Below are 26,002 nucleotides of genomic sequence, written 5' to 3'. Positions count from 1 at the left end.
GACAACCGAGCGCATGATTCCCGCCGAGCACGACGTCAAACCGCATCCCGCACTGGACGGCCAGCCCATCGAGCGCATAACGCGCGACGGCGTCGATTACGTCATCCTCGGCACGGCGCACGTGTCACGCGCCAGCGTGCAGGCGGTGGATGCGCTGCTGGAAAGCGAGCACTTCGACGCGGTGGCGGTGGAACTCTGCGCCAGCCGCGCGCACGGTATCCGCGATCCGGAAGCCTTCAAGCAGATGGACCTCTTCCAGGTGATCCGCCAGGGCAAGGCCGGCATGGTCGCCGCCAGTCTGGTGCTCGGCGGCTTCCAGAAACGCCTGGCCGCGCAGTACGGCATCGAGCCCGGCGCGGAAATGAAGGCCGCGATGGATGGCGCCGACGCACGCGGCATCCCGGTGTGGCTGGTCGATCGCGAGGTGGGTACCACCCTCAAGCGCGCCTGGCGCAGCGTCGGTTTCTTCCAGCGCTTCGGCCTGATGGCCGGCATGCTGGGCAGCGTGTTCGAACGCGAGGAAATCGCCGAGGCGGACATCGAGAAACTCAAGCAATCCGACCTGCTGGAAAGCGCGTTCAGCGATTTCGCGAAGGACTCCGCGCCGCTGTACCGCGCGCTGATCGCGGAGCGCGACGAATTCATGGCCGCGCGCCTGCGCGAAAACGGCCAGCGCATGGATGCCACCGCGCCCGCGCGCACCGTGCTGGTCGTCATCGGCGCGGGTCACCTCAAGGGCATGAGCCACCAGCTCGCGGAGCAGCACGGCGACGCGCGCGCCACCGCCGACGATCTGGCCGTCACCCCGCCGGCCTCGCCGTGGCCCAAGGTGTTCGCCGTGGGCCTGGTGTTGGCGATCTTCGCCGCCATCGGCTTCGCGTTCTACCGCAGCCCCAGTCTGGGCGCCGACGCGGTGAAGAGCTGGGTGCTGCTCACGGGCGGGTTGTCCGCCCTTGGCGCGCTGATTGCCGGCGGCCATCCGCTGTCCATCGTCGCCGCGTTCGTGGCCGGCCCGCTGAAACCGTTCCGCCCGGGCATTCCTTCCGGTGCGTTCAGCGCCATGGCCGAGGCATGGGTCCGCAAACCCCGCGTGATCGACTTCGAGCACCTGCGCGACGACATCACCCACTGGACCGGCTGGTGGAAGAATCGCGTGGCCCGCACCCTGTTGAACTTCTTCCTGGTCTGCGTCGGCACCATCGCCGGCGAGTACATCGCTGGCTTCCACATCCTCAAAAGTCTTTTCTGACCTGCACTTACGCCCGAGTTGTTCCACCTTGCGACAGCCCTCTATACTTCGACGGCTGTTCAACCCCGGCCCCGACCGGCACCCAGGGAACTCTTAATGAAGCGTCTGCATCTGATTGGCCTGATCGCTGTAGCTCTGTGCGCCGCATCCGCCGCGCATGCCGAAGGAGACAAGGCCAGGGGGCGGACGCTGGTCTACACCTGCAATGGCTGCCACGGCGTACCGGGTTATGCCAATGCGTATCCCGAGTACCACGTGCCGCATATCGGCGGCCAGAATGAGCAATACCTCGTCAACGCCCTGAAGGCCTACAAGAGCGGCGAGCGCACTCACCCAACGATGGGCGCCCAGGCGCAGAGCATGTCCGACCAGGACATCGACGACATCGCCGCCTACCTTTCCAGTCTCGCCAAGTAAGCCGCCGAGGACGAATGATGATCCGTGGGTTTTCCCTGATTGCCATCGGCGCGCTCTTCGCGCTGACCGCCACCTCGAGCTTCGCCGCCGGCGACCCGGCCCGCGGCAAGACCAAGATCGCCACCTGCGTGGCCTGCCACGGCCAGGATGGCAATTCCGTCGATCCGCAGTACCCGCGCCTGGCCGGCCAGTACGCCGACTACCTTGCGCAGGCGCTGCACGAGTACAAGGACGGCCGCCGCAACAACGCCATCATGAAGGGCTTCGCCGCGACGCTGTCCGATCAGGACATCGACGACGTGTCGGCCTACTTCGCCACGATGCCGACGAAGCTGCAGGGCCTGGAACACCACATCCAGGGCGACTGATCCGCCGGGCCGTACTTATGCCTTGGCGAAGTACGGCGTGTCGCCGGTCTCGTGGTCGGTGACGTCGCGCACCTCGGTGATTTCCGGCACGCGCTCGCGCAGGGTCTTCTCCACGCCGTTCTTCAGCGTGACATCGACCATGCCGCAGCCGTGGCAGCCGCCGCCGAAGCGCAGCACCACCACGCCCTCGGCGGTAACCTCGACCAGCGAGATGCGGCCGCCGTGCGAGGCGATCTGCGGCGCGACCTCCGACTCCAGCACGAACTTCACCCGCTCCACGATGCCCGCGCCTTCGCCCGGTGCATCGCCCTTGATCCGCGGTGCGCGGATATTGAGCTGGCTGCCGGTGGCGTGGGTTTCGTAGTCGATGTTGGCCGGGTCGAGCCAGCGCATGCTCTCGCTGTCGACATAGAGGTTGAAGCCGGTGCACTCGACGGTCCATTCATCGCCGGTGAGTTCCGTGGCGTCGCAGAACTCCAGCTCGCACTGTGCGGCGGGCGTACCCGCCTCGACCACACGCAGGCGAATGCCCAGGCCGTCACCACCCTGCTGGGCGAGCAGGCGCTGGAAATGCGCCTGGGCGCGCTCCGAAATATCGATCATGGCCACTCCGATCCGTTGCCGGCGTGGGGACGCCGGAATACAGCACCATTCTAGTACTGTTTCGTCCGGGGCGCCGCCTTTTGACAATTCCAGCCGGAGCGCCGACGCTTCGCGCTTTACCCGGACGGACCTTCCCCATGTCGCTTTCCCCGCTCGCCTCCCAGCACTGCCAGCCGCGCAAGGGCGCGGAGAACGCGCTCGATCGGGCCACTCTCGACGGGCACCTCGCCACCCTGCCCGGCTGGACGGTTACGGCCGACGGCAAGGCCATCGTCAAGGACTTCACCTTCCCGGATTTCCACCACACCCTCGGCTTCATCAACGCCGTGGGCTTCATGGCCAACCAGGAAGATCACCACCCTGACCTCGAAGCCGGCTACGGCCATTGCCAGGTGCTGTGGTCCACCCATGACGTGGGCGGCATCTCGCTCAACGACGTGATCTGTGCGGCGCGGGTCGAGGCGCTGCTCGATCGCTGACGTGCCGCCACGCGCCGCCGGTTGGGCCCCGATGGCGACGGTGGTCGCGACTATCGTCATGGCCGTCGCCCTGCTTTTTATTGTCTTGCCGCGCTTTGCCGCCTCGGTGGTCCACACGGCCATCGAGCGCGACAGCGCCGTCGACCGCGCCGCCTTCGCCCGCGGCGAGTCCCCGTGGGCATGGCGTTTCCGCGATGCCGGGGATGTCGTGGCGGGACGCGCCTTCGGTGCGGGCAAGCTGTCGTCGTCACCCCAGGGACTGGTGGTGCAGGCCCGGGCCGCCACCGGATTCGAGATCGGCCTGCCGCTGCGTCGGGATGCGGACCTTGCACGAACCGCGGCATTCCATCTGGATGCGGAGGCGAGTGCCCCGGGCCGGTACGGCCTGACGGTTCGCCAGACGCTGGACGGTCCGGGCTTGCGTGCCGACCTGGGCACCCTGGGTCCGGGTCCGCTGGCGAAGAACGCCGTGGGGCTGGACCAACTGGCATGGACCGACGAGCGAGGCGTGGCCGTGCCGGCACCCCGCCGCCTGGCGATGCTGCGCTTGCGCACGCTATTGCCCGTCGGGGAGACGCTCACCCTCCGCGGCGCCTCCCTGTCATTGACCGACGCGCGTTCGCCGGCTGCGCTTGCCACGGTCGCCCTTCCGGCCGGTCTCACCTCGGAAGCCCTGCTCGCCTGGCGCGACAAGGCACGCATCCGGGATGCCCTGGTGACCTTCGGCAACGACGACGCCGCGCCCCGGACGGCTGATCCCACCCACACCAACGGCACCGTGGCGGGCTGGCACGCCTGGCTCGCCTCCTCGCTTTACCTGCTCCTGCTGATCGCGCGTCATCGGCTGCGCCGTGGCAGCGCCGGGCCGACCGATGCCGCCCTCGCCGTCGTCGGACCGGTCGCGTTCATCGCCAGCCTGGGGCTGTCGTTTCACCCGGCCCCGGGCGAGGTGGCGCTGTTCGTCCTCGGCGTGGCCTACGCCGGCCTGCTTGCGGCGCAACGTCGGCTGCCCTCGTGGAACTGGTTGGCCGGCTGGCGTGTCGCCTGGGTGCCCGCGCTCGCCCTGCCCGCAGCGCTCGTCGTGGCTGCCATCGCCGGTCATGCGCCCGCGTGGCCCCCGATCGGTCGCGTGCTGGTCTACCTGGCCTGGGCCACGTTCCAGCAGTGGCTGATCCTGGCCGTGGTGGCCGCCCTGCTCGACCGCGCGTGGCCCCGCCCGCTCGCCATCCTGGGGACGGCCACCGTCTTCGCGCTGCTGCACACGCCCAACGGCTTGCTGATGCAGTTGTGCTTCGTCGGCGAACTGGGCTGGGCCTGGTGGTACCTGCGCCACCGCGCGCTGGTGCCGGTAGCGTTGGCGCACGCACTGAGCGCCGTCGTCCTGCAGGCCTGCGTCAGTGGCAGCGCGTTGCGATCGCTGGAAGTCAGCGCCCGCTACCTGGGCTAGGGACGGACCGCCGCGACCACGGCCGCGGGATCAGCCACGCAGATTGTTCAGGAAAACCTTCAGATCGTCGGGCAACGGTGAGGAAAAATCGTAGTTCTTGCCGCCAAGATCGAAACTCATGCGCGCGGCGTGCAGGAACATCCGCTTCAGCCCCTTCGCCCGCAGCCGCTTGTTCGCTTCCTCGTCGCCGTATTTGGGATCGCCCGCCAGCGGATGCCCGACATACTGGGCGTGCACGCGGATCTGGTGGGTACGCCCCGTGCCCAGCGTGGCCTGCATGAGACGCGCGCCGGGGTACTGCTCCATCTCCTGGAAGAAGGTGAGCGACGGCTTGCCGCCGTCGTCCACCCTTACCAGGCGTTCGCCGCCGTGCATGACCGATTTCAGCAGCGGCGCGTTGACGTCGAACTTGGCCTTGCGCGGCGTGCCGGTCATCAGGCAGAGGTATTGCTTGGTCACCTCGTTCTCGCGGATCAGCGCCTGCAGGCCGGTGAGGCCCGGGCGGGAACGCGCCAGCACCAGCACGCCGCTGGTGTCCCGATCCAGCCGGTGAACCAGTTCCAGGTGCTCGGTGGGGCGCGCCGCGCGCAGCAGCTCGATCGCCCCATGGCTGACCCCGCTGCCGCCATGGGCAGCGATGCCCACCGGCTTGTCGATCACGAGGAAGTGCTTGTCCTCGAAGATGACCGAATCGGCCACAGCCCTCACCATGCCGGAGGGGGCTACCGTCTCATCGCGCTCAGCGACGCGCACCGGCGGAATACGCAGCATGTCGCCAGCGGCCAGGCGCGTTTCCGGCTTGGCGCGCTTGCCATTGATGCGAACCTGTCCCGTTCTGAGGATGCGATAGACCAGACTGCGCGGCACCCCCTTCAGGAGGGTGAGCAGGGCGTTGTCCACGCGCTGGCCGTCCCGCTCGGGTCCGATTTCGACGATGCGCACACCTTGGCCGCCGTCGAGGGAAGTTGCCGTCTGCATTGATAAAACTCGAAATTGATAGGATACTCGGCCAGCGCCAGGCTCCGCTGAAGACTTATCTCTCGCGGGGTGCCTGTACCGTCACGTAAGGCGAGTGTCGCGCGGGTCCGTCCAGGGAGACGGAACGCGAAGACACCCCACATCGTAACGGTTCGGGTTGCGGTTGTCCGGCTAATCCGTAGGGACGCGGACCGGTTGCAAGGCGCTTATCACGAATCACGCCGGGTCCAGGCATCGGTCCCGGATCCCATGCCGCTTGAAGCCTCACCGCTGCGGCGCGATCCCCGGCAGGCCGCCACATGGGCGCCACCGCGGCCCGCGGCCGCGCGGCAAGGCCGAGGAAATTACAAATGAAGCGTATGCTTATCAACGCGACTCAGCGCGAAGAGTTGCGTGTGGCCATCGTCGATGGTCAGAACCTCTACGATCTCGATATCGAAATCCCGTCCCGCGAGCAGAAAAAAGCCAATATCTACAAAGGCCGCATCACTCGCGTCGAGCCCTCGCTCGAAGCCTGCTTCGTCGACTACGGCGCCGAGCGCCACGGGTTCCTTCCCCTGAAGGAAATCTCCCGCGAATATTTCAATCCCAACGCGGAAGGCAAGTCGAACATCCGCGATCTCCTCAAGGAAGGCCAGGAGATCATCGTCCAGGTCGAGAAGGAAGAACGTGGCAACAAGGGCGCCGCCCTGACCACCTTCATCAGCCTCGCCGGTCGCTACATGGTGCTGATGCCCAACAACCCCCGTGCCGGCGGCGTCTCGCGCCGCATCGAGGGTGAAGACCGCCAGGCCCTCAAGGAGGCCATGGAGCACCTGCAGGTGCCCGACGACATGGGCCTCATCGTGCGCACCGCCGGCATGGGCCGCGACGCCGAGGAACTCCAGTGGGACCTGGACTACCTGCTCCAGCTGTGGAAGTTGATCTCCGGCGCGTCGCAGTCGCAGAAAGCCCCGTTCCTGATCTACCAGGAATCCAAGCTGTTCATCCGCGCCCTGCGCGATTACCTGCGCAACGATATCGGCGAAATCCTGATCGACGAGGAGTCGCTGTACAACGACGCCCGCGACTTCGTCCAGCAGGTGATGCCAAACAACCTGCGCAAGCTCAAGCTCTACCAGGATCCGACGCCGCTGTTCTCGCGGTACCAGATCGAAAGCCAGATCGACAGCATCTTCGAGCGTAACGTGCGCCTGCCCTCGGGCGGCTCCATCGTCATCGACCAGACCGAAGCCTTGACCGCCATCGACATCAACTCGTCGAAGGCCACCAAGGGCAGCGACATCGAAGAGACGGCGTTCAACACCAACCTCGAGGCCGCGACCGAGATCGCCCGCCAGCTGCGCATCCGCGACGCCGGCGGCCTGATCGTCATCGACTTCATCGACATGGACAGCCCGCGCCACCAGCGCGAGGTGGAAGAGCGCCTGAAGGACGCCCTCAAGGCAGACCGCGCCCGCGTCCAGATCGGTCGCATCTCGCGCTTCGGCCTGCTGGAGATGTCCCGCCAGCGCCTGCGCCCCAGCCTGGGCGAGGCCACGCAGATCGTCTGCCCGCGCTGCGAGGGCCACGGCCACATCCGCAGCGTGGAATCGCTGGCGCTGTCCACCCTGCGCCTGATCGAAGAACACGCCATGAAGGAAAACACCGGGCAGGTCCTGGTGCAGGCACCGTCCTCGGTGGCCAACTTCATGCTGAACGAGAAGCGCGCCAGCGTCGTCGAGATCGAGCTGCGCCACAACGTGCACGTGGTGGTGGTGGCCGACGAGAAGCTGGAAACCCCGCACCTCGAGATCACCCGCATCCGCGAAGTCGACATGGGCGAGCACAGCAAGCCCAGCTACGAGCGCACCACCCCGGTGGTCGCCCAGGCCCTGCCCAAGATGGGCCAGGCGCTGGGTAGCGGCGAGCAGCCGCTGGTCACGGGCGTCGTACCGTCGTCTCCCGCCCCCGTTCGCGAGGAAATCGCCGAGCCGGTGGCCGTCGCCGTTGCGGCACCGGTGCCCCGCGCCGCCGCACCGGTCGCGCCTGCCGCCCCCGCGGGTGGCTTCTTCTCGCGCCTGTTCGGCAGCCTGTTCGGCGGCAACGCCGGTACGCAGCCCGCGCCCGCGGCGCAGCCCGGCCCGGCGTCCCGCCGTGACGAGGCGCGCTCCGGCGGCCGCAACGAGCGAAACGACCGCAACGAACGCGGTGAGCGCAGCGAGCGTGGCAACCGCCGCGATCGCGACGATCGTCGCGGCAACGAAGGCCGTGGCCGCGGTGGTGAACCGCGTCAGGCGCAGGGTCCGCGCAAGGACCGTGACGGCCTGCCCGCGCAAGGCAAGGCACAGCAGCCGCGCAACGGCAACAAGCCGGCCCAGGGCCGTAACGACGCCGCGCCCCGCCAGGGCGAAGAAAAGGCACCGCGCCAGAAGGACCCTGCACAGCAGGGTCGTCAGGGTGGCCGTGCCGAAACCTCGCCCACGGGTGAGACCACCGGCCGTCGCGAGCGTCAGCCGCGTGGCGAGCGCCAGCCGCAGGGTGAGCGCATCGAGAAGGCCGCCAACGTCAACATCGCACCGGACGTCGCTGCCGCCGCCCCGCGCAATCCGGCCGAGAAGCCGGTCACCGCGCCGGTCGTCACCGACGACGAGAAGCTGATCCTCGACGCCGAGGCCTTGGGCGTCGATGCCATCGCCACGGGCGAGGTCGACAGCGAAGCGCCTTCCACCGATGGCGGCAAGGACACCGAGGGTGGCCAGCGCCGCCGCCGCGGTCGTCGCGGTGGCCGTCGCCGTCGTCGCCAGGAAGACGGCGGTGTCGTCGGCTCGGCCGATGGTGCCAACGGTGCCGACGACCTCGACGATGACGAGGGTGATGACGAGGCTCCGGTCGGCACGGGCCGTTCCAGCGCCAGCGTGCCGCCCATGCTCGACACCGCTGCCGCGGCGGAGAACGCTTTCGCCGTGGAGGCCCCGCGCCACGAAGCCACCCGTCCCGCCCCGACCGCTTCGGTCCCGGCGCCCGCGGCCGTCCAGGGCGACGCCTCGGACGATGAGAACGTGCCGTCGGCGCTCACCCTGAGCTCGCTGCCCAAGCTGCCCCCGATTCCGGGTCAGCCCACGGCACCGGCACCGGCCCTGGCACACCCGGTCGATAGCGCCACCCCGGCGGACTCCGCCCCGGTCCGCACGACCGAGCGTCGGCAGACCGAATCGGATGCACCGCTGAACACGCCGCCGCCCGCTCCGCGTGCCGCCCGTGCTCCCGCAGCCGCCACGACGGCGAGCGAAGCACCGGCACCGGCGCAGGACGCTGAGACGATTCAGCCCGCCGCCTCGCCGGCCAGCCAGCCCTCGGTACTCGATGCGCCTGCGCGTGGCATGCTGCCGACCGAAGACGGCACGGATGACGTCGGGACCGAGCGAAAGCCCGAGCGCAGGCCGCGGCCCACCGCTGCCGTGACTCCGGCTCCGACGGCAACCGAGTCGGCACCTCAGGCTGAGACGGTTCCCGAGGCCGGCGCGCCCGTGGCTCACGCTTCGACGCCGGCCGAGACGCCGGTTCCGATGCAGGCTCCGGTCCAGGCTCCGGCTCCAGTCCAGGCTCCGGCCCCGGTGCAAGCACCCGCTCCGGTCAAGGCACCCGCTCCCGCGGAAGCCCCGACCCCGGCGCCTGCGGTACCGGCACCGGCACCGGCACCGGCACCCGTGGAGGCTCCGGCACCTACCCCGACCCCGCGTGCTCCGACCCCGGCTCCCACGCCGGTTCCGACTGCCGTTGCCCCTGCCCCGGCAGCCGTGGACCATGTGCCGGTGCCGCCGGTCGATGCCCCGGCCCCGCCCGCCGTGGTCACGCCGAAGTCGCCCGAGGCATCCAACGTCTCGCCGGTGTCCCACGAACCGGTGGCTCCATCGCAGCCGGCTTCGCCGGCACCGGCCCAGGGCGACCTGCTGACGCGCCCGCGTCAGGAGCCGTCGTCCGACAAGCCCTCGTCCGACGACAAGCCGCACGGCGACGCGTAACACCTGGGGAGGTGAAAGCCTCCCTTTCACCAAAAAAACGCCGGGCTAAGCCCGGCGTTTTTTTGTTATGTCCATCGATGGATCGTGGTCAGGGATGCCGATGGTCAGGTACCGACCTGATGGTTATGGGTATCCAGCAGCCCATGCACGGTCATGAGGTGCGCAAGGCCGACGACATGCTCGACGTGCAGCTTCTCCATGAGGCGCTGCTTATAGGTCGACACCGTCTTGGGACTGAGGTTCAGGCGCTCGCCGATGGAGGTGAGCGGCATACCGCGGACCAACATCATCGAGACCTCCATCTCGCGCGTGGACAAGGTATCGAACGGCGAGTCGGAGCCATCCAGCGTGGCCAGCGCCAGCTGCTGCGCCACGGTGGGGGCGAGGTAACGCCGACCGGATGCCACCTGCCGCACCGCCGCGAGCAATTCGTCGGCCGTGCAGGCCTTGGTCAGATAACCCAGTGCGCCGGCGTCGAGCAGGCGCTTGGGAAAACGCGCGTCGTCGACGACCGTGAGGATCACGACATTGGTGCGCAACTTGGCGCGAATCACGCGTTCCGTGAGCTCGACGCCGCTCATGCCCGGCATGTGGACGTCGACCAGTGCGATGTCCGGTGAGTGCGAGCGGATAAGCCGCAGGCCTTCCTCCGCCGAACCGGCCTCCCCCCGAATGCGGACGTCGGCCTGCTGCTGCAGGATCATCCGGAAACCGGTCCTGACCAGCTCGTGGTCGTCGACCAAAACAACATTAATCATTCTTTGCCCTCCCTGGGCCGACTGTACTTCTATGCGCGAGGAATGACCTGCACGCTGCCTGCGAATGCATACAATGCCAGATGTGCAGGCGCGACAACCAGCGTGCCGGTATGATCATCCAACGCCCGCCAGGCCTGTAGCGGGAATCTCCCCGCGTCGTGAGGCGACGCGACCCGATCGTCACGTAGGCAGAGTCCGCGCCGGTATGTGGGGCTTCGCCTACCCTCGCCCGCGCCATTGCATGTCCTGCGCGATCGGAGCGTAGTTCGCCGATCGTTACACCTTGATGGTGATAAACGCCCCCGCCAAATCGGCGCTCGCGACACCGCACTCACGAAGTGAGCACACCATCGTCAGCGCCGACCCGCGAAGGTGAATCTCCACCCAAGGAGACGACCATGGCAAATGAGAAAAATCGCCCGCCGCAGCATCCCGGCCAGAACGATGCCCCGCCCCAGAAGCGCGGCCCCACCGAACAGCCCGAGACGGACTCGTCGGGCGATCCGCTGGACGGCACCGGCGAAGACAACAAGCAACAGCACTGATTCCCGTCAGTACGACGCGTCGGCGTGGCTCGCCAGGGCCATGTCGGCGCGTTGTCGTTGTGCGGCACGTTGTGCAGCGCGCTTACGCAGCAGGATGATGCCGGCAAGGATCAGGATGGCCGGCCCCCATTTCCCACCGGTAGCCTTGGCAAGCAGTTTTCCAGCGGCCATTGCGCCGATGGTGTTGACGTGAGAGCCCGTCGTATTAGCCATGATCCGATCCCCGAGTGGATAGTGCGCACAGGAGCGGCAAGATTCGCCGCGGTCGCATGGCAGGCACGTGAAGCCGGGGGATAGGACGTATTTACGTCAGCCCGGGTGACCCGACGGGCCCTGGATACCATGCATCAGCAAGGCCAGCGCATGGCGCGTGATGACCTCTGCATCGATGTGGCCCCGCAGGGCATCGCCCTTCCATTTCCGGCTGGCCGTCACCGGCAGCACGGTCAGGCTTAGCACCGTACCCATCAACAGCGCGGGGTCGAGATCCTTCGCGATACGCCCTTCCTCCTGCCACCGGCGAAGGGTGCCGACGACCGCCACCTGGCGCGAGTCGCCCAGCCGTTTGCGCATGTGCTGCTTGAACAGGTCGCTGTCGTTGAGCATCTCGCCGAAGAAAACGGGCCCCACCCACGGTGAATCGCCTGCGATCTCGACGAAGCGGCGCACCAGGCCCGCAAAGGCGGCCACCGGATCATCGGCGTGCTCCAGGAAGATGCCTTCGAGGCGTTTCTGCATCGGCGCGATGCGCTCGTCGAACAACATGTCGAACAGTTGCTCGCGCGTCTTGAAGTAGTAGTGCACCGCGGCGGAGGTCATGCCTGCGGCCCGGGCGATGCCGGCCAGCGTGGTCTCGGCGTAACCCTTCCGGGCAATCAGTTCCAGGGCGAGATCGGCCAGGCGCTGGCGCTGGTCGGGGCCGTCCGGCTGGACGGGTGGCCGACCGGGGCGACGGCCGCGGCGGGGGACAGAAGTAACCAAGGATGCTCCGACAGGGTGGAAGGGCGCTCGACACCACGACTTCAATACCACGGCAGCGCGCCGGATTGACCGGACGCCCTGTCGCACCTATATTAACTTACTACTTAATTAAATTCATGGGACACCCTTGTGACCCCTGCTTCCCTGACGGATCCGTCCGCCTCACCGACCTCGACACCGTCGCTGCGCGTGCTGTTCCCTGCCCTGATGCTCGTCATGCTCCTGGCCGCGCTCGACCAGACCATCGTCTCCACCGCGCTGCCGACGATCGTCACGGAACTGGGCGGGTTCAGCCAGTTGTCTTGGGTGGTGACCGCGTACCTTCTCAGCTCCACCGTCGTGGTGCCGCTGTACGGCAAGTTCGGCGACCTGTTCGGCCGCAAGGTGGTCCTGCAGACCGCGATAGCCCTCTTCCTGCTCGGATCCGTCCTGTGCGGGCTGGCCCAGGACATGACCCAGCTGATCGCCATGCGTGCGCTGCAGGGCCTGGGGGGCGGCGGCCTGCTGGTGATCGTCATGGCATCCATCGGCGACGTGATCCCGCCCGCCGACCGTGGCAAGTACCAGGGCCTGTTCGGCGGCGTCTATGGCCTGGCGACCGTTCTGGGTCCGCTGGTCGGCGGGTTCATGGTCGACCATCTCTCATGGCGCTGGATCTTCTACGTCAACCTGCCTTTGGGCCTGGTCGCCATCGGCGTCATCGCCGCGGCGTTCCATCCCCACGTGCGCCACGTGAAGCACACCATCGATTACTGGGGTGCCGCGTGGCTGACTCTGGCGCTGAGCTGCCTGATCCTTTTCACCACCGAGGGCGGCACGATGCTGCCGTGGTCGTCCGGGGAGCTGTGGTTCATCCTGGCGTTCGCCATCGTCGGCGTGATCGGGTTTGTCTACGAGGAATCGGTCGCCAGCGAGCCGATCATTCCCCTGGGACTGTTCCGGCACCGCACCTTCCTGCTCAGCTGCATCATCGGCCTGTTCGTCGGCGCGGCGCTGTTCGGCTCGACCACCTTCATGCCCTTGTACCTGCAGGTGGTCAAGGGCGTGTCGCCCACGGCGGCCGGCATGCAGCTGCTGCCGCTGATGGGCGGCCTGCTGGTCAGTTCCATCGTCAGCGGTCGCCTGATCAGCCGGATGGGACGTTATCGTGTCTTTCCTATCGTCGGCACGTTCCTCGCCACCGTGGCGCTGACGCTGCTGGGCACGCTGCACAACGACAGTCCGCTTCCCCTCATGTACGCCTATGCCGGGCTGCTGGGCGTGGGGCTGGGCATGATCCTTCAGGTGCTGGTCCTCGCCACGCAGAACAGCGTCGACATGAAACACATGGGCGTGGCCACTTCCGGCGTGACGTTGTTCCGCTCGATCGGCGGCTCCGTGGGCGTGTCGGTGTTCGGTGCCGTGTTCAGTAACGGCTTGCAGTCGCGCATGGCCGACCTGCTGCCTGCCGGCTCGCCGGCGAGGTCGCTTCGCCCGGAGGCCGTGAACGCCCTGCCACCCGATATCCATGCGTCCTACCTGGAGGCCTTCGGTGCCTCCTTGCATACGGTGTACGACGTCGGCGCTTTCGTGATGGCCGTGGCGTTCGTGGTCGCCTGGTGGCTGAAGGACACGCCGCTGCGCCGGGCGCCACCGGAGGCATCCGCCATGGCCGGCAAGCCGGTCGCGCCGGAGGAACGCGTCCTCGAGGCGGGCACATGAATCGCATATACACGGGCGCGTCCAGCGGCATCAAGCTTTGGCGCCCTCAGCCGTTAACGGTGGCGACCCTCCGGCTGGACATCACGTGAAACGCTACCGCGTACTCGGCCTCTTCCTGTTCCCCCTGCTCCTCGCCGGTTGCGCGGGCGACGACCTCCACCTCGCGGGCAAGGGTGCGGACCCTGCAGACATCACCCTTCGCGGCAAGCTGGGCTCGATCACCTGGCACTGGGGGACGAAGTCGTTCACCGAGGCGGTCACCGCCAACAAGCGCACGACCGTCCGCGGGGATGCCGGGGTGTCCGGCACGCTCGATATCACGCTTGCTGGCGGAAAGCGTGTCTTCCTGGTCGGCGAGCACAGCACGTTTGCCTGCCGGCACGGGTGCGCAGAGCTGCACATGCCGGCGCTGTGGGTCGTGGCTGATCCTTAAAGCAAGGTGCCGATGGGCTTGGACCAGGCGTGAGCCTGCGACAGACGACGGCCAAGCTGCCGCTTGCGGGCTTCCGGGCATGGACGGGGTAAGGATCGCGCGCGGATTGCGCTGAGAGCGCTGCCCGACCTCCGCTTCAGGTATCCGGACACCGCGCATTTCCTGGCACGCGCCAGTCCTGCTGCAAGAGTGCCACCGCCACCCGCCATGCATGGTCCCGTGGCTCGTCGACTTCGGTGGCTTCGGGAGGCACGGGACAGTCGGGAAGTACGCCGCGGCCGGCTGGCGCCGTCCACGCCATGCGGAACTGCAACAACGGGATCGTGATCGTCATCCGGCTGTTGGGCAACGCCAGGTTCCAACGGTAACCGCTGGTATTGCCTTCGTCGGCCCCACCGACCTCCTCGCCGACGAACACGGCCCGGTCGGTATGCCGGAGCATCGAAGCCACTTCCGCACCGCCCGAGAAGGTGTTGCCGCCGGCCAGCACGACGACGCGGCCATGGAATACAGGAGCGAATGTCGTCCATCGGGACATCAGCCCGTGTGGCGGTGTGTTGCGACGTGTCCAGCGCCCGCCGGGCAGCGGCCGCTGCGCATCGTCCTCCTCCGCGAACACGTCGACGTCGAAGCGTTTCCCGCTCAGGCTGGTCACGGCGATGTGTCGGGCACGTGCGTCCACGGCGGCATATTTATGCAGTGGTTTTTCCACGAGGTAGGAAAAGAGAATGCTCTCGTTGGGTTCCGAGCCGCCACCGTTCTGGCGCAGATCCAGGATCAGGTCCCGGGTGCCGTGCTGTGCGATCTGCTCAAACACGGTGTGGATTGCCTCCGGAAAAGCGGCGCCGCTCGCACGCAGTCGCTTGTTGCTGAAGGTCGGCACGTCAAGGTACGCCGTGTGATCGTCCAGCCAGCCGAGGGTGGGCAACGGCGATGGATCGTCGGCTTCGGCGGGGCGCGCAAGACGCGGCACCGCGGCAAGATCGCGCATCGTGCGTCCGCCCAGTCCTTCCAGCACCACGCGGTAATGCGTCAGGGGCCCGCGCAAGCGATACAGGTCCTGGGCAAAGCCGCGGCCTGATAGGTCACGCATGACACCGGTGCGGATCACACCATCGTGGGGACTGATCGCGACCATCTCGTCCAGCAATACATCGTCGCTGCGCCCGTCCACTGACACCAGGCGCTTTCCCGCCACGACATCCGCGGCCGTTCCGTAACCTGCGAGGACGAAAGCGCCCTTGTCGGTCCACAGCACATCCAGCGGAAAGCGCAGCGCGTCGCGATAGTGCTCTTTCATGCCATCGCTGACTTGCACCCCCAGGTGACCCTCGCCGATCTGCGCGAGCAGCGGGCGTAGTACGCGCCAGAGCGATTCAGAATCGGTCACCGCGCCGACGCGCGTGCGGGCGAGGGTTTTCGCCGACGCCCACGCCCGCCGGCTCTGGTGCCAGTAGAGGTTCGGCAAGGCGGCTTCGACCGCGGCGATGGCCAGTTACAGATCTTCCCGTGCGCCTGCCGCCGTCAGCGACGTGGATACCGATGTTGACCGGGCCACCGGTGAGGCCACCGTCGCGAACAGGCAGCCGATGCCAAGGACGTAGGCGGACCAGCGCATTGACATGGAAGGCAGACGCCTTATAAGTAAAATATTGCCTCATTATGGGAAGCAAAATTTTGCCTAGTCAAGTGACGCCATCATTCCTCACCCATGTGGCGGCCAATGTGCGTGCTCGCCGCGTCGCCGCGGGCATGAGCCAGAAAGCCCTGGCGGAAGCCTCGGGTGTCAGCCTGCGCATGGTCGGCGGGATCGAAAACGGTGCGACAAGCGTCAGCACGGCTACGTTGGACCGGATCGGCATCGCATTGAATGCCACGCTAGCCGATCTCGTCGCCGAACCGTCGTCGCTGCGAAGTGCGCGTGTGGATCGCGTGGGCTGGCACGGCGACAAGGGCGGCGAAGGGGTGCTGCGCTGGAGTATCGACGCGCGCCGCGAGGTGGAGCTGTGGGAGTGGCGGCTGGAACCGGGCGAGCGTTACCAGGCCGCTGCCGACCCGGCAGGCTGGCACGTGATGATCTTCGTCGTCGAAGGGTGTCTCACTCTCGAACTCGAAACGGGAACGATCGAGGTCATGGCCGGCAACCATGTGTTCGACAGTGCGCAGAAACACGCCTTCGCCAACAAGATGAAGGGGGCGGTACGTTTTTTCCGGTGCACGGCGTGGTGAACTCACCAAGACGCCGGCTACCGGCGCATTTCCGTAGCGGTCACTGCAGCGAAAAAGAAGCCTTCACGTGGGAAAGCGTCGCTTCTCAGCCCTTGGGCGCTGACAACCGCTTGTATTGGTCATGGCTGATCCAACCGGTGTAGGTACGATTCCTGGCACTGGTGAATTCGACCTTGGCCCAGCCATCCCTGTAAGCCAGCACTCCCACCACATCACCCTTGACGATATACGGCCGGTTCGTCGCTTCCACGCCAGGCTCGTTCAGCAGATGAGCCTTATCGGTTGACACCGTTACCAGGCCGATCCAGTGAGCATCAGCGGTTCGGGTCAGTTCCAGGCCGGTGGCGATCTCCGGTATCAACACACTCATGCAGCCAGGATGCTGACGGGCCTGCTCCACGGTCAGGGTGACGCCATCGGACGAGGCCACCACCCTCCCGGGATAGGCATCGTCCTGCCAGGTGGTGAGTGCTGCGGGCTCACCTTTCAGGTAGAAGGTGCAACGTCGGGTCACGCCCTCGCCCAGCTCCTCGGCGTAATAACCTTCAACCTGGCCCTCAGGCGTTACCGCCAGCATCAGTCCTTCGTACTTGCCCGAATGCAGTGCTGCCGGCGCGGCAAACACGGGCGCTGCGGCGCAGAACGACAACAGACCAGCTGCCAGGAAGCGGATAACGGTCATGCTATTTTTCTCTTCGGGGTGTTCATGGGCTCGGGCGCTACGCATGGTTCGGAGCGGGCATTCTGCAGCATGGCCCACCATGCTTGCTGGTCATCCGGTCCAACCCCGGTAACCATCCGGAACCGACACCGCCCGCATGCTTTGGCCTCAATGTGGCCTCGAAGACGCTGGCTGTCGGTGGACTTGCGTGGGGTTTATTCAAACGAAAAAAGGAGCCGAAGCTCCTTTTTTTCAAAGACCTACAGAGGCCAATGGACGTCTGTGGATCACAATCTGGAGCGGGAAACGAGACTCGAACTCGCGACCCCGACCTTGGCAAGGTCGTGCTCTACCAACTGAGCTATTCCCGCATCGAGCCGGCAATTCTAGGCAAGCCTTGCGCGCATTGCAAGCCCTCGAAGCGTTTCAGTGATCGTCTTCCACCTGCCCGCGCTCGGCGTCGTCGCAAGCCACATCCGCTGCGCTCGCATCGCCGGGATAGGCCAGCTGCGCCGCCTCGTCCTCGGGGTCGCGGTAACGCCGCGGATCGAGGATCGCAGGGCTGCGCATCTCCCGACGGTGCGCCTTGAGTTCGCCGATGAGGCGCTGGTTGATCGTGTCGTACGCGGTCGTCATGGCGAAACACCTCCGGACAGGTCGAACGGGATCAGCAAGCACTCACGATAAGGGGACACTCACGACACGCGAACGGCCATCCACGATCCCGAGATCTTTTCCTGAAGCACCTCGACCGGGCGACCGTGGCCACGCAACGTGCGGGCGCGTGTCACCGCGAACTCGATCGCCGCACCTTCCGAGTCGAACGACTCCTTGGCCGATCCCGGAAGCAGGACCCACCATGCACGGTGATTGATCGATGGATAGAAGACATAGACGCGCAGTGGCTTGACGTGTTCGGTCGCGGCGGCGGTCACCGTGGCCTGGGTAGATCCGAGCATGGCGCACCTCCCTAATACCCACGTTTCTCACAGGCCGCGTTACGGGGGTGTGACCTGTCGCCAAACCGACACACGGGCGTCATCGCTCACGGGACGACTCGCGAAGCCAAACCGTAGAGATCGGGGTTCAGGAACGGCGCCATCGCCAGCAACACGGCCTGCGTATAGACGCCCTCGCGAGTGGCATGCCCCCGTGTGACGAGGGCTATGGCGCCTCCCTGCTGCTTGACGTTGACCGTGCCGAACAACCGGTCCATCACGTCGCCCAACTCCTCGCCTTCGAGCAGGGCCTCGTAGGCAATCGGTGGAACGGGTAGCCAGGCACTGCGACCTACGGATACGCGGTCGCCCCCGGCGATGGCCACGTAACCGACCGATCCCGGACCGTCCTCACCCATCTCGATCCCACTTTCCAGCGCAACATGGAAGTCGGCCTCACCGCCGTGTCGCTGGCAGTACTGCATGCGCTGGATGGCGCCCTGACGCGTTTCCGTCGCGGTCATCGGCTGATCGGCGACGCCGGATGGCGCATGCATGCCTTCGCAGGCGAGGACATGCTCGGGAAAGAGCAGCGCGAGCGCGTTGCGCACAGCGCCGATCTTGATCGGGTTGCGCGAACCAACAATGACCTTGAGCACCAGGCGGGATGTCATGGGATCGATCTGCTTTCGGTAGACATGGTGCCCGGAGTCGGACTCGAACCGACATACTCTTACGAGTGAGGGATTTTAAGTCCCTTGCGTCTACCGATTTCGCCATCCGGGCTTTCAAGAAAAAAGGCGCACCGCGTGAGCGGAGCGCCTTGGAATGCGATGGAGGCCGAGGTCGGAATCGAACCGGCGTACGCGGATTTGCAGTCCGCTGCATGACCACTCTGCCACCCGGCCATCGCTGGCGCAGCGCGAGAGTATCGCGTGGCGCCTAAAAAACAAAACCCCGGGTGACCGAGGCTTCGTGAAAACTTTGGAGCGGGAAACGAGACTCGAACTCGCGACCCCGACCTTGGCAAGGTCGTGCTCTACCAACTGAGCTATTCCCGCGTCGTTGTCCCGCTATTCTAGATCACGACGCCCATGTGTCAACCACCTTGCAGCGGTTTTTTTTCATTTTTGTTGACCGCCTCGGCGTCGCCACGCAGGGCTGGCCATGCGGCGCGCAGGTAGTCCAGCCCGGACCAGATCGTCAGGATGCCGGCGATGACCAGCAGGGCCTCGCCGATGTGGTACAGGCGCAGCGTCTCCGCGTCGTGCTGCAGCAGCAGGACCACGAGGGCCACCATCTGCATCGTGGTCTTCAGCTTGCCGAGGAAGGCGACCTTGACCCGCGAGCGCGCGCCGATCTCGGCCATCCACTCGCGCAGCGCGGACACGCTGATTTCGCGGCCGACGATGACGGCGGCCGTGACCGCCAGCAGGATGCCCTGCCACCCGCCCGGGTGGGACTGCACCAGCAGGAACAACGTGACGGCGACCATCAGCTTGTCCGCCACCGGGTCGAGGAAGGCGCCGAACGCCGAGGTCAGGTTCATGCGCCGCGCCAGGTAGCCGTCCAGCCAGTCGGTGAAGGCGGCCAGCACGAAGACCAGTGCCGCCGTCAGGCTGGCGCCGCGAAACGGCAGGTAGAAGACGACGACCATGACCGGCAGCAGGAGCACGCGGAACAGGGTCAGCCAGGTGGGAAGGTTGATGCGCATAGGTCAGCCAGTACGGGAGGGATCGGTGCGAGCCGACACCTCCGTTCGATCAGGGATGCAGCATGGCATAGATGCGCTCCGCGAGCCCGCGATCAATGCCCTTCACGCTCATCAATTCCTCCACACCGGCCGCTTCCACGCCGGCCAGTCCGCCGAAGGCCTTCAACAGGGCTGCGCGTCGGCGCGCGCCCACGCCGGCCACGTCTTCCAGCGTACTGCGTTCGCGGGCCGCTTCACGGCGGCGGCGATGGCCACTGATCGCAAAACGGTGCGCTTCGTCACGAACCGCGGCCACGAGGTGCAGGGCCGGCGACGACGTGCCGGGGTGCAAGGTCCGGCCGCTGTCGGCGAGCACGAGGGTTTCCTCGCCGGCGCGACGGCCGGGGCCCTTGGCCACACCGACGACCCGGATGCCCTCGACGCCGAGCTCACGCAGGACATCCATCGCCTGCCCCACTTGGCCCGTGCCGCCGTCGATCAGCAGGATATCGGGCCGCACACCGCCCTCCACGACCTTCTTGAAGCGCCGGGTCAGTGCCTGGTGCATGGCGGCGTAGTCGTCGCCCGGGGTGATCCCGGCGATGTTGAAGCGCCGGTAGTGCGACTTTTCCGGACCCTCGGGACCGAAGACCACGCAGGAGGCCACCGTGGCCTCACCCATGGTGTGGCTGATGTCGAAGCACTCGAGGCGCCTCGGCATGTCGGTCAGTTCGAGCACCTTCTGCAAGTCGTCGAAGCGCGCCAGCAGCGTGTGCCGGCTGGCCAGGCGCGAGGTCAGCGCCGCGCCTGCGTTGCGTTGGGCCATTTCCAGGAAGCGGGCGCGCTCGCCGCGAACGCTGGGCTTCAGCGACACCGTGTGCCCGGCATGCTCCGACAGCACGCCGGCCAGCACGTCGATGTCTTCCACGTCGTCGCTGAGCACCAGCTCGCGCGGCACCTGGCGCTCGAGGTAGTACTGGGCGATGAACTGCGCGAGGACATCGGGAATCGACGCATCCGTACCCAGCCGCGGGAAGAAATCGCGCGAGCCCAGGCTGACGCCGTTGCGGAAAAACAGCACGCTGACGCAGGCCATGCCCCCTTCCATGCTGCAAGCGATGACGTCCATATCCGCGCTCGCACCCTGCACGAAATGCTGGGCCTGGAGCCGACGCAGGGCGGCCACCTGGTCGCGCAGGGTGGCCGCACGCTCGAAGTGCAGCGACTGGCTGGCGGTTTCCATGGCCACGGCCAGCTCGTCGATCACGGCGCTGCTGCGCCCTTCCAGGAACATCTCGGCGTGGCGCACGTCGTTGCGGTAGTCCGGCACGTCGATCAGGCGCACGCAGGGCGCGCTGCACCGGCCGATCTGGTGCTGCAGGCAGGGCCGCGAACGGTTCCGGAAATAGCTGTCCTCGCACTGGCGCACCTTGAACAGCTTCTGCATCAGGCCCAGGCTCTCGCGGACGGCGAACGTGCTCGGATAGGGACCGAAGTAGCGCCCCGACGCGGTCTTGGCACCCCGATGGAAGCCCAGCCTTGGATACTCGTCGGTGCTGGACAGATAGATGTAGGGGTAACTCTTGTCGTCGCGCAGCACGATGTTGTAACGCGGCTTCAGCGACTTGATCAACTGCGATTCGAGCAGCAGCGCCTCGCCTGCCGTGCGGGTCAGGGTCACTTCCGCCCGCGCGATCTGCGACACCATCGAGGCGATGCGCGGGTCCATGGGCGGTTTCAGGAAGTAGTTGCTGACGCGCTTCTTGAGGTTGGCGGCCTTGCCGACGTACAGCAGCTCGTCCTCCGCATCGAAATAGCGGTAGACGCCGGGCGAGGTGGTCAGGTGGCGGACGAAGGCCTTGCCGTCGAAGGGGTGCGACTCGGTGTGCTCCATGCGCCCATTTTACCGCGTAGGCGTACGCCGGACGCGAAAACGCCGGCATGGGATGAATCATGCCGGCGCGGACCTTCCGTGGGAGCGTCGCCGTCCTTAGGGGGAGAGAGCTTGGCGACAGGGATAGGTTACGTCGTCGCCCTACGGGGCGCGCCCGGCCGAGACCGAATATCCCTGTAGGTGGCGACCAGATACCCGTGTAGGAAATCCCTTAGGAGGACCTCGCTCCCCCGGCCTGCGCCGCCACCCAGCGCTCGGCACGCTCCAGGTCCTCGGCGGTGTCGATCCCGGGTGGGAACGGCTCCGGCGTGGGCTGGACCGCGATGGCATGGCCGTGCTCCAGGGCGCGCAGTTGCTCCAGCGACTCCAGTTTCTCCAGCGGGGTGCGCGGCAGGGCCGCCAGCCGGCGTAGGAAGCCGGCCCGGTAGGCGTAGATACCTATGTGGCGCAGGAACGGGGAGCCCGGGGGCAGCACGTCCCGATCCCGGGCGAAATCGTCCCGGGCCCAGGGCGCCGGGGCGCGGGTGAAGTAGAGGGCGCGACCGTTCTGGCCCCGCACCACCTTGACGATGTTCGGGTCGAAGAACTCGTCGGCGTGCACGATGGGCGTCGCCAGCGTGGCCATGGGCGCGTCGTCCCCGGCCAGCGTGGCCACCACGGCACGGATACCGGCGGCGGGAGCAAAGGGCTCGTCGCCCTGCAGGTTCACCACGATGGTGTCGTCGGGCCAGCCGAAGTGCGCGACGGCCTCGGCGATACGGTCGCTGCCCGAGGCGTGGTCGGTCCGGGTCATGCAGACCAGCAGGTCGCCGCAGCCGCGCAGCTCGGTCGCCACGCGATCGTCGTCCGTGGCGACCACCACCTGCGCGGCGCCGGCCTGCCCTGCCCGCACCGCCACCCGCCGGATCATCGATTCGCCGGCGATTTTCAGCAGCGGCTTGCCCGGCAGGCGGGTCGAGCCGAACCGCGCCGGAACGACGACGACGAACGGGGGGAGCTTGTCTGCCATGGGGGCATCCAGTCAGGGAAGACGCCGAGCGTAGCGCCTAAGCGGACGGCACGGAATCCGACAGGTCGAAACCCAGCCCGTTGGCCAACGCCACGAAGCCGGGGAACGAGGTGGCGACATTGGCGCAGTCGGCGATGACGATCGGTGCGCTGGCGACCAGGCCGGCGACGGCGAAGCTCATGGCGATGCGGTGATCGCCATGGCTGTCGATATGCGCCCCACCGATGACGCCGCCACGGATCATCGCGCCGTCCGGCAACTCGTCGATCAGCACGCCGCAGGCCTTCAGCCCGTTGGCCATGCTGGCGATGCGATCCGACTCCTTGACCCGCAACTCGGCGGCACCGCGGATCGTGGTCATGCCCTCGGCCACGGCTGCGGCAACGAACAACGCGGGAAACTCGTCGATCATGTCGGGCACGATATCCAGCGGCAGGGCCACACCATGCAGCGGCGCATACTTGATCACGAGGTCGCCGATGTCCTCACCGCCACTGCTGCGCTCGTTTTCCACGGCGATGTCCGCGCCCATGAGTTCGAGCGCGGCCAGCAGCCCGGTGCGGCGCGGGTTGAGGCCCACGCCCTTGATGCGCACGTTCGAACCGGGCACCACGCAGGCGGCCACGATGAAGAACGCCGCCGACGAGAAGTCCGCCGGCACGTCCACGTCCACGGCCGTGAGGCGATGGCCACCTTCCAGCTTCGCCTTGCCCGGCGAATACTCGATCGGCCAGCCGAAGGCCTTGAGCATGCTTTCGGTGTAGTCGCGAGTGGGATGCGGCTCGATCACCTCCGTGCTGCCTTCGGCGTACAAACCGGCCAGCAGCAGCGCCGACTTGATCTGCGCACTCGCCACGGGTGGCTGGTAGCTGATGCCCTTGAGCCGGGCACCGCCGTGGATGCGCAACGGCGGCTTGCCGTCGGCGCTGTCGATCGAGGCACCCATCAGCGCCAGCGGATCGGTAACACGACGCATCGGCCGCTGCGACAGCGAGGCGTCGCCGACCAGCGTGCTGTCGAACGCCTGCCCGGCCAGCAGCCCGGCGAGCAGGCGCATGCCGGTGCCCGCGTTACCGCAGTCCAGATTGTCCGTGCTGCCGCGCAGGCCATGCAGGCCCACGCCGTGCACCACGCGCTCGCCCGGGGCCGGCGTGTCGAAACGCACGCCCAGCGTGCCGAGGATCGCCGCGGTGGCGCGGGTGTCCTCGCCTTCGAGGAAACCGCGGATGTGGGTGACGCCCTCGGCCAGAGCGCCGAACATCAGCGCGCGATGGGACACGGATTTATCGCCCGGTACCACGATCTCGCCGTGCAGGGGGCGACCCGCGCGGCTTTGCCAGTCCATGCGGCTCATGGCAGGTTCTCCAGTAGACGGTGAAGTTCGGCACGGCTGCCGATGCTGATGCGAACCGTATGGGGCAGGCGGTAGCCGCCCATGGGCCGCACGATCACGCCGCGCTCGAACAGATGGGCTTCGACGGGCGCGGCGTCGCGACCCAGGTCGACCAGCAGGAAGTTGGCCTGCGACGGCAGCACGCGCATGCCGCGCGCGGTCAGCGCATCGGCCAGCCACGCACGGTCGCCCGCGTTGACCTCGCGCACGCGATCGCGATGGGCGCGATCCGCGAGCGCGGCCTCCGCGGCGGCCAGCGCCACGGCGTTGACATTGAACGATTCGCGCAGCCGCTCGCACACCGCCGCCACCGACGGATGGCTGGCCATGTAGCCGATACGCAGCCCGGCCAGGCCGTGCGCCTTCGAAAAGGTGCGGGTCACGACGAGGTTGGGGAAGCGATCCATCAGGGTGACGGCGGTGTCGGGACCGGCGGCGTCCACGTACTCGTGGTAAGCCTCGTCCACCACCACCAGGGTTGACGGCGGAACGCGCCCGAGGAACGCGGCGAGCGCGGCGGCCGTGAACCAGGTGCCGGTCGGGTTGTTGGGATTGGCGAGGTAGACCAGCCGCGTCGCCGGGGTCACCGCGTGCGCGATCGCGTCCAGGTCGTGCCCGTATGGTGCCTCGGGGTGGTCGGCCGGCAAGGCGGGCACGGCGATGCCCTGCGCGCCGGCCGCCGCGGCGGCGATGGGGAACACCGCGAAACCGTACTGCGAGAACACCACCGGATGCTCGGCGTCGGCGAAGCACTGCGCCAGCAGCATCAGCAGTTCGTGCGAGCCGTTGCCGAGCGTGATGCCTGCCGGTGCGATGCCCAGCTCGGTCGAGAGGCAGGCCTTGAGCGCCATGCCGGTCGGGTCGGGGTAGCGCCACATGTCCTGCAGCACCCGCGTGGCCGCCTGCATCGCCAGCGGGCTGGGGCCGAGCGGATTCTCGTTCGAGCCCAGCTCGGCGATGGTCGCACCGAAGCGTCGCCGCAGCGCGGGCAGGTCGTGGCCTGGATCGTACGCGCGCAGCGCGGCCGTCGCCCGGTTCGCGAGCGCGGCCGCGTCGAACCCGACGGTCACGGCAAGGCGACCGGATAGGAACCGAGCACGCGCACGTCGGCGGCGGCCGGCTTCATCTCGTCGAGGGCGGCTTTCATCGCGTCGTCGTCGACATGGCCCGATACGTCGATGAAGAACGCGTACTGCCACTTGCCCGTGTGTGCCGGGCGCGACTCGATACGGTTCATGCTGATGCCGTGCTGCGCCAGCGGACTGAGCACGTCGTACAGCGCGCCGGGCTTGTCGCGCACGGACACCAGCAGCGACGTGCGATCGTTGCCGGAGGGCGGGAAGATCGAGCGACCGATGACGAGGAACCGCGTGGTGTTGTCCGAGCGGTCCTCGATCGGGCCGGCGATCGTCTTCAGGCCGTACACGCGGCCGGCCGTCTCGCCGGCGATGGCGGCGGATTCCGGCGATAGCTTTGCCGTTCGCGCGGCCTCGGCGTTGCTGGAAACGGGAATGCGCTCGGCGTTGGGCAGGTTTACGCGCAGCCAGCCCTGGCATTGCTGCAACGACTGCGGGTGCGAGTAGACGCGCTTGATCTCTTTCAGCTCGCCGTTGAGCGAGAGCAGGTTCTGGTGGACGCGCAGTTCCACCTCGCCGCAGATGGTGGCCTTGGAGACGAGGAACATGTCCAGCGTCATCTGGATCATGCCCTGCCCGGAATTTTCCACCGGTACCACGCCGAAATCGGCATTACCAGCAGCCACTTCCTGGAAGACTTCCTCGATGCTGCCCAGCGGCAGGCCATAGGCGGCATGGCCGAAGTGCTTGCGCACGGCCTGCTCGCTGAAGGTGCCCTCGGGGCCGAGGAAGCCGATCTTCAGCGGCTGCTGCTGCGACAGGCACGACGACATGATCTCGCGGAACAGCCGCACCAGCTCGCCGTTGGGCAGCGGGCCGTCGTTGCGGTCGATCACGCCACGCAGCACCTGCGCCTCGCGCTCGGGTCGGTAATACTCCACCGCCGCCTTCAACGGGCCCTTGGCCCGGCCGACCTGCTGTGCCCAACGGGCGCGCTCGCTGATGAGCGACTGCAGTTGCTGGTCGATGCTGTCGATGCGCGTACGCGCTTCGATCAGCGTGGCTTGCTTATCGGTGGGGGTCTTGCTCATGGACTTCCAGGCGGCTAAGTGGTTGCAAATGAAACGGTTATCACCGCATTACGCA

At 67.0% G+C, this 26,002-nt stretch carries 26 protein-coding genes and 4 tRNA genes; 10 read left to right on the top strand and 20 right to left on the bottom strand.

The window, feature by feature from the left end:
• Positions 1 to 13 precede the first annotated feature (13 nt).
• The 3 genes from ACVKN3_RS18220 to ACVKN3_RS18210 all read left to right on the top strand — a co-directional run bounded on the left by ACVKN3_RS18220 (position 14) and on the right by ACVKN3_RS18210 (position 2,034).
• The gene (locus ACVKN3_RS18220) at positions 14 to 1,249 is read left to right on the top strand and encodes a TraB/GumN family protein (RefSeq protein ID WP_354517157.1); all 1,236 of its coding nucleotides are present in this window, start codon (positions 14 to 16) and stop codon (positions 1,247 to 1,249) included.
• A 96-nt stretch (positions 1,250 to 1,345) separates the two neighbouring features.
• On the top strand, positions 1,346 to 1,666 hold the full coding sequence (locus ACVKN3_RS18215) for a c-type cytochrome (protein ID WP_036140622.1): 321 nt from the start codon (positions 1,346 to 1,348) through the stop codon (positions 1,664 to 1,666).
• A gap of 17 nt (positions 1,667 to 1,683) precedes the next feature.
• A complete protein-coding gene (locus tag ACVKN3_RS18210; protein WP_285402122.1) occupies positions 1,684 to 2,034 on the top strand; it encodes a c-type cytochrome in 351 nt (116 codons plus the stop codon).
• A 15-nt stretch (positions 2,035 to 2,049) separates the two neighbouring features.
• On the opposite strand, the gene ACVKN3_RS18205 is transcribed toward ACVKN3_RS18210, so the two are convergent.
• Positions 2,050 to 2,637 (bottom strand): NfuA family Fe-S biogenesis protein, encoded by a 588-nt coding sequence (locus tag ACVKN3_RS18205; RefSeq protein WP_285402120.1) that lies wholly within the window; start codon positions 2,635 to 2,637, stop codon positions 2,050 to 2,052.
• A 137-nt stretch (positions 2,638 to 2,774) separates the two neighbouring features.
• Here ACVKN3_RS18205 and ACVKN3_RS18200 point away from each other — a divergent pair, with 137 nt between their 5' ends.
• Positions 2,775 to 3,116: a 4a-hydroxytetrahydrobiopterin dehydratase gene (locus tag ACVKN3_RS18200; RefSeq protein ID WP_354517154.1), complete on the top strand. Its 342-nt coding sequence runs from the start codon at positions 2,775 to 2,777 to the stop codon at positions 3,114 to 3,116.
• A 31-nt stretch (positions 3,117 to 3,147) separates the two neighbouring features.
• Entirely contained in the window at positions 3,148 to 4,563 is a 1,416-nt protein-coding gene (locus ACVKN3_RS18195; RefSeq protein WP_354517152.1) for a CPBP family intramembrane glutamic endopeptidase, read from the top strand.
• A gap of 30 nt (positions 4,564 to 4,593) precedes the next feature.
• Here the strand turns inward: ACVKN3_RS18195 and ACVKN3_RS18190 are convergent, their stop codons facing one another.
• Complete coding sequence (locus ACVKN3_RS18190; protein WP_285402114.1) at positions 4,594 to 5,541, bottom strand: RluA family pseudouridine synthase; 948 nt, start codon at positions 5,539 to 5,541, stop codon at positions 4,594 to 4,596.
• Between the two features lie 350 nt (positions 5,542 to 5,891).
• Here ACVKN3_RS18190 and rne point away from each other — a divergent pair, with 350 nt between their 5' ends.
• Positions 5,892 to 9,545: a ribonuclease E gene (gene rne / locus ACVKN3_RS18185; RefSeq protein ID WP_354517150.1), complete on the top strand. Its 3,654-nt coding sequence runs from the start codon at positions 5,892 to 5,894 to the stop codon at positions 9,543 to 9,545.
• Between the two features lie 104 nt (positions 9,546 to 9,649).
• On the opposite strand, the gene ACVKN3_RS18180 is transcribed toward rne, so the two are convergent.
• A complete protein-coding gene (locus tag ACVKN3_RS18180; protein WP_036140617.1) occupies positions 9,650 to 10,303 on the bottom strand; it encodes a response regulator in 654 nt (217 codons plus the stop codon).
• A gap of 398 nt (positions 10,304 to 10,701) precedes the next feature.
• On the opposite strand from ACVKN3_RS18180, the gene ACVKN3_RS18175 reads away from it, so the two are divergent.
• A complete protein-coding gene (locus ACVKN3_RS18175; protein ID WP_285402109.1) occupies positions 10,702 to 10,848 on the top strand; it encodes a hypothetical protein in 147 nt (48 codons plus the stop codon).
• A gap of 6 nt (positions 10,849 to 10,854) precedes the next feature.
• Here the strand turns inward: ACVKN3_RS18175 and ACVKN3_RS18170 are convergent, their stop codons facing one another.
• Both ACVKN3_RS18170 and ACVKN3_RS18165 read right to left on the bottom strand, forming a co-directional pair.
• Complete coding sequence (locus ACVKN3_RS18170; protein ID WP_285402107.1) at positions 10,855 to 11,061, bottom strand: hypothetical protein; 207 nt, start codon at positions 11,059 to 11,061, stop codon at positions 10,855 to 10,857.
• Positions 11,062 to 11,157: 96 nt separating this feature from the next.
• Positions 11,158 to 11,829, bottom strand: coding sequence for a TetR/AcrR family transcriptional regulator (locus tag ACVKN3_RS18165; protein ID WP_285402105.1), 672 nt, complete (start codon positions 11,827 to 11,829; stop codon positions 11,158 to 11,160).
• 129 nt (positions 11,830 to 11,958) lie between these two features.
• On the opposite strand from ACVKN3_RS18165, the gene ACVKN3_RS18160 reads away from it, so the two are divergent.
• Positions 11,959 to 13,530, top strand: a complete 1,572-nt coding sequence (locus ACVKN3_RS18160; protein ID WP_354517147.1) for an MDR family MFS transporter — start codon at positions 11,959 to 11,961, stop codon at positions 13,528 to 13,530.
• An 85-nt stretch (positions 13,531 to 13,615) separates the two neighbouring features.
• Positions 13,616 to 13,963, top strand: coding sequence for a hypothetical protein (locus ACVKN3_RS18155; RefSeq protein ID WP_285402102.1), 348 nt, complete (start codon positions 13,616 to 13,618; stop codon positions 13,961 to 13,963).
• 136 nt (positions 13,964 to 14,099) lie between these two features.
• On the opposite strand, the gene ACVKN3_RS18150 is transcribed toward ACVKN3_RS18155, so the two are convergent.
• Complete coding sequence (locus ACVKN3_RS18150) at positions 14,100 to 15,431, bottom strand: S41 family peptidase (protein ID WP_354517144.1); 1,332 nt, start codon at positions 15,429 to 15,431, stop codon at positions 14,100 to 14,102.
• A 257-nt stretch (positions 15,432 to 15,688) separates the two neighbouring features.
• Here ACVKN3_RS18150 and ACVKN3_RS18145 point away from each other — a divergent pair, with 257 nt between their 5' ends.
• Positions 15,689 to 16,192, top strand: coding sequence for an XRE family transcriptional regulator (locus ACVKN3_RS18145; RefSeq protein WP_354517142.1), 504 nt, complete (start codon positions 15,689 to 15,691; stop codon positions 16,190 to 16,192).
• Positions 16,193 to 16,277: 85 nt separating this feature from the next.
• On the opposite strand, the gene ACVKN3_RS18140 is transcribed toward ACVKN3_RS18145, so the two are convergent.
• The 14 genes from ACVKN3_RS18140 to pheA form a co-directional block, all read right to left on the bottom strand.
• Positions 16,278 to 16,874 (bottom strand): hypothetical protein, encoded by a 597-nt coding sequence (locus tag ACVKN3_RS18140; RefSeq protein ID WP_285402097.1) that lies wholly within the window; start codon positions 16,872 to 16,874, stop codon positions 16,278 to 16,280.
• A gap of 274 nt (positions 16,875 to 17,148) precedes the next feature.
• A tRNA-Gly gene (locus tag ACVKN3_RS18135) sits at positions 17,149 to 17,224 on the bottom strand.
• Between the two features lie 55 nt (positions 17,225 to 17,279).
• Positions 17,280 to 17,489 carry a hypothetical protein gene (locus ACVKN3_RS18130; RefSeq protein WP_285402095.1) on the bottom strand — a complete coding sequence of 70 codons (210 nt, stop codon included), beginning with the start codon at positions 17,487 to 17,489 and terminating at the stop codon, positions 17,280 to 17,282.
• Positions 17,490 to 17,548: 59 nt separating this feature from the next.
• On the bottom strand, positions 17,549 to 17,812 hold the full coding sequence (locus ACVKN3_RS18125; RefSeq protein WP_285402093.1) for a hypothetical protein: 264 nt from the start codon (positions 17,810 to 17,812) through the stop codon (positions 17,549 to 17,551).
• 86 nt (positions 17,813 to 17,898) lie between these two features.
• Complete coding sequence (yjjX, locus tag ACVKN3_RS18120) at positions 17,899 to 18,465, bottom strand: inosine/xanthosine triphosphatase (RefSeq protein ID WP_285402091.1); 567 nt, start codon at positions 18,463 to 18,465, stop codon at positions 17,899 to 17,901.
• Between the two features lie 25 nt (positions 18,466 to 18,490).
• Positions 18,491 to 18,577: transfer RNA gene (locus ACVKN3_RS18115), tRNA-Leu, on the bottom strand.
• A gap of 48 nt (positions 18,578 to 18,625) precedes the next feature.
• Positions 18,626 to 18,699, bottom strand: a tRNA-Cys gene (locus ACVKN3_RS18110).
• Positions 18,700 to 18,776: 77 nt separating this feature from the next.
• Positions 18,777 to 18,852 (bottom strand) — tRNA-Gly (locus ACVKN3_RS18105).
• A gap of 38 nt (positions 18,853 to 18,890) precedes the next feature.
• Positions 18,891 to 19,505, bottom strand: coding sequence for a CDP-diacylglycerol--glycerol-3-phosphate 3-phosphatidyltransferase (gene pgsA / locus ACVKN3_RS18100; protein WP_036140610.1), 615 nt, complete (start codon positions 19,503 to 19,505; stop codon positions 18,891 to 18,893).
• Positions 19,506 to 19,554: 49 nt separating this feature from the next.
• Entirely contained in the window at positions 19,555 to 21,378 is a 1,824-nt protein-coding gene (gene uvrC, locus ACVKN3_RS18095; protein WP_285402088.1) for an excinuclease ABC subunit UvrC, read from the bottom strand.
• 211 nt (positions 21,379 to 21,589) lie between these two features.
• The gene (gene kdsB, locus ACVKN3_RS18090; RefSeq protein ID WP_354517138.1) at positions 21,590 to 22,387 is read right to left on the bottom strand and encodes a 3-deoxy-manno-octulosonate cytidylyltransferase; all 798 of its coding nucleotides are present in this window, start codon (positions 22,385 to 22,387) and stop codon (positions 21,590 to 21,592) included.
• 37 nt (positions 22,388 to 22,424) lie between these two features.
• Positions 22,425 to 23,741 (bottom strand): 3-phosphoshikimate 1-carboxyvinyltransferase, encoded by a 1,317-nt coding sequence (aroA, locus tag ACVKN3_RS18085; protein ID WP_354517136.1) that lies wholly within the window; start codon positions 23,739 to 23,741, stop codon positions 22,425 to 22,427.
• The gene (gene hisC, locus ACVKN3_RS18080) at positions 23,738 to 24,850 is read right to left on the bottom strand and encodes a histidinol-phosphate transaminase (RefSeq protein WP_354517134.1); all 1,113 of its coding nucleotides are present in this window, start codon (positions 24,848 to 24,850) and stop codon (positions 23,738 to 23,740) included. Before hisC ends, aroA begins: the two co-directional genes overlap by 4 nt.
• Positions 24,847 to 25,947: a prephenate dehydratase gene (gene pheA, locus ACVKN3_RS18075; protein ID WP_285402077.1), complete on the bottom strand. Its 1,101-nt coding sequence runs from the start codon at positions 25,945 to 25,947 to the stop codon at positions 24,847 to 24,849. Before pheA ends, hisC begins: the two co-directional genes overlap by 4 nt.
• Between the last annotated feature and the right edge of the window lie 55 nt (positions 25,948 to 26,002).

It is taken from the genome of Luteibacter sp. PvP120, from assembly GCF_054055715.1.
This window is presented reverse-complemented; position numbering and strand designations above follow the sequence as displayed.

Excerpts from the sequence above, each read along its gene's own strand:
- ACVKN3_RS18180 (WP_036140617.1), bottom strand. The coding sequence starts at position 10,303 with ATGATTAATGTTGTTTTGGTCGACGACCACGAGCTGGTCAGGACCGGT.
- ACVKN3_RS18130 (WP_285402095.1), bottom strand. The coding sequence starts at position 17,489 with ATGACGACCGCGTACGACACGATCAACCAGCGCCTCATCGGCGAACTC.
- ACVKN3_RS18210 (WP_285402122.1), top strand. The coding sequence starts at position 1,684 with ATGATCCGTGGGTTTTCCCTGATTGCCATCGGCGCGCTCTTCGCGCTG.
- ACVKN3_RS18200 (WP_354517154.1), top strand. The coding sequence starts at position 2,775 with ATGTCGCTTTCCCCGCTCGCCTCCCAGCACTGCCAGCCGCGCAAGGGC.
- ACVKN3_RS18175 (WP_285402109.1), top strand. The coding sequence starts at position 10,702 with ATGGCAAATGAGAAAAATCGCCCGCCGCAGCATCCCGGCCAGAACGAT.
- pgsA (WP_036140610.1), bottom strand. The coding sequence starts at position 19,505 with ATGCGCATCAACCTTCCCACCTGGCTGACCCTGTTCCGCGTGCTCCTG.
- ACVKN3_RS18220 (WP_354517157.1), top strand. The coding sequence starts at position 14 with ATGATTCCCGCCGAGCACGACGTCAAACCGCATCCCGCACTGGACGGC.
- ACVKN3_RS18125 (WP_285402093.1), bottom strand. The coding sequence starts at position 17,812 with ATGCTCGGATCTACCCAGGCCACGGTGACCGCCGCCGCGACCGAACAC.
- ACVKN3_RS18170 (WP_285402107.1), bottom strand. The coding sequence starts at position 11,061 with ATGGCTAATACGACGGGCTCTCACGTCAACACCATCGGCGCAATGGCC.
- aroA (WP_354517136.1), bottom strand. The coding sequence starts at position 23,741 with ATGAGCCGCATGGACTGGCAAAGCCGCGCGGGTCGCCCCCTGCACGGC.
- ACVKN3_RS18195 (WP_354517152.1), top strand. The coding sequence starts at position 3,148 with ATGGCGACGGTGGTCGCGACTATCGTCATGGCCGTCGCCCTGCTTTTT.
- ACVKN3_RS18140 (WP_285402097.1), bottom strand. The coding sequence starts at position 16,874 with ATGACCGTTATCCGCTTCCTGGCAGCTGGTCTGTTGTCGTTCTGCGCC.
- ACVKN3_RS18205 (WP_285402120.1), bottom strand. The coding sequence starts at position 2,637 with ATGATCGATATTTCGGAGCGCGCCCAGGCGCATTTCCAGCGCCTGCTC.
- uvrC (WP_285402088.1), bottom strand. The coding sequence starts at position 21,378 with ATGGAGCACACCGAGTCGCACCCCTTCGACGGCAAGGCCTTCGTCCGC.
- pheA (WP_285402077.1), bottom strand. The coding sequence starts at position 25,947 with ATGAGCAAGACCCCCACCGATAAGCAAGCCACGCTGATCGAAGCGCGT.
- rne (WP_354517150.1), top strand. The coding sequence starts at position 5,892 with ATGAAGCGTATGCTTATCAACGCGACTCAGCGCGAAGAGTTGCGTGTG.
- kdsB (WP_354517138.1), bottom strand. The coding sequence starts at position 22,387 with ATGGCAGACAAGCTCCCCCCGTTCGTCGTCGTCGTTCCGGCGCGGTTC.
- ACVKN3_RS18215 (WP_036140622.1), top strand. The coding sequence starts at position 1,346 with ATGAAGCGTCTGCATCTGATTGGCCTGATCGCTGTAGCTCTGTGCGCC.
- ACVKN3_RS18190 (WP_285402114.1), bottom strand. The coding sequence starts at position 5,541 with ATGCAGACGGCAACTTCCCTCGACGGCGGCCAAGGTGTGCGCATCGTC.
- yjjX (WP_285402091.1), bottom strand. The coding sequence starts at position 18,465 with ATGACATCCCGCCTGGTGCTCAAGGTCATTGTTGGTTCGCGCAACCCG.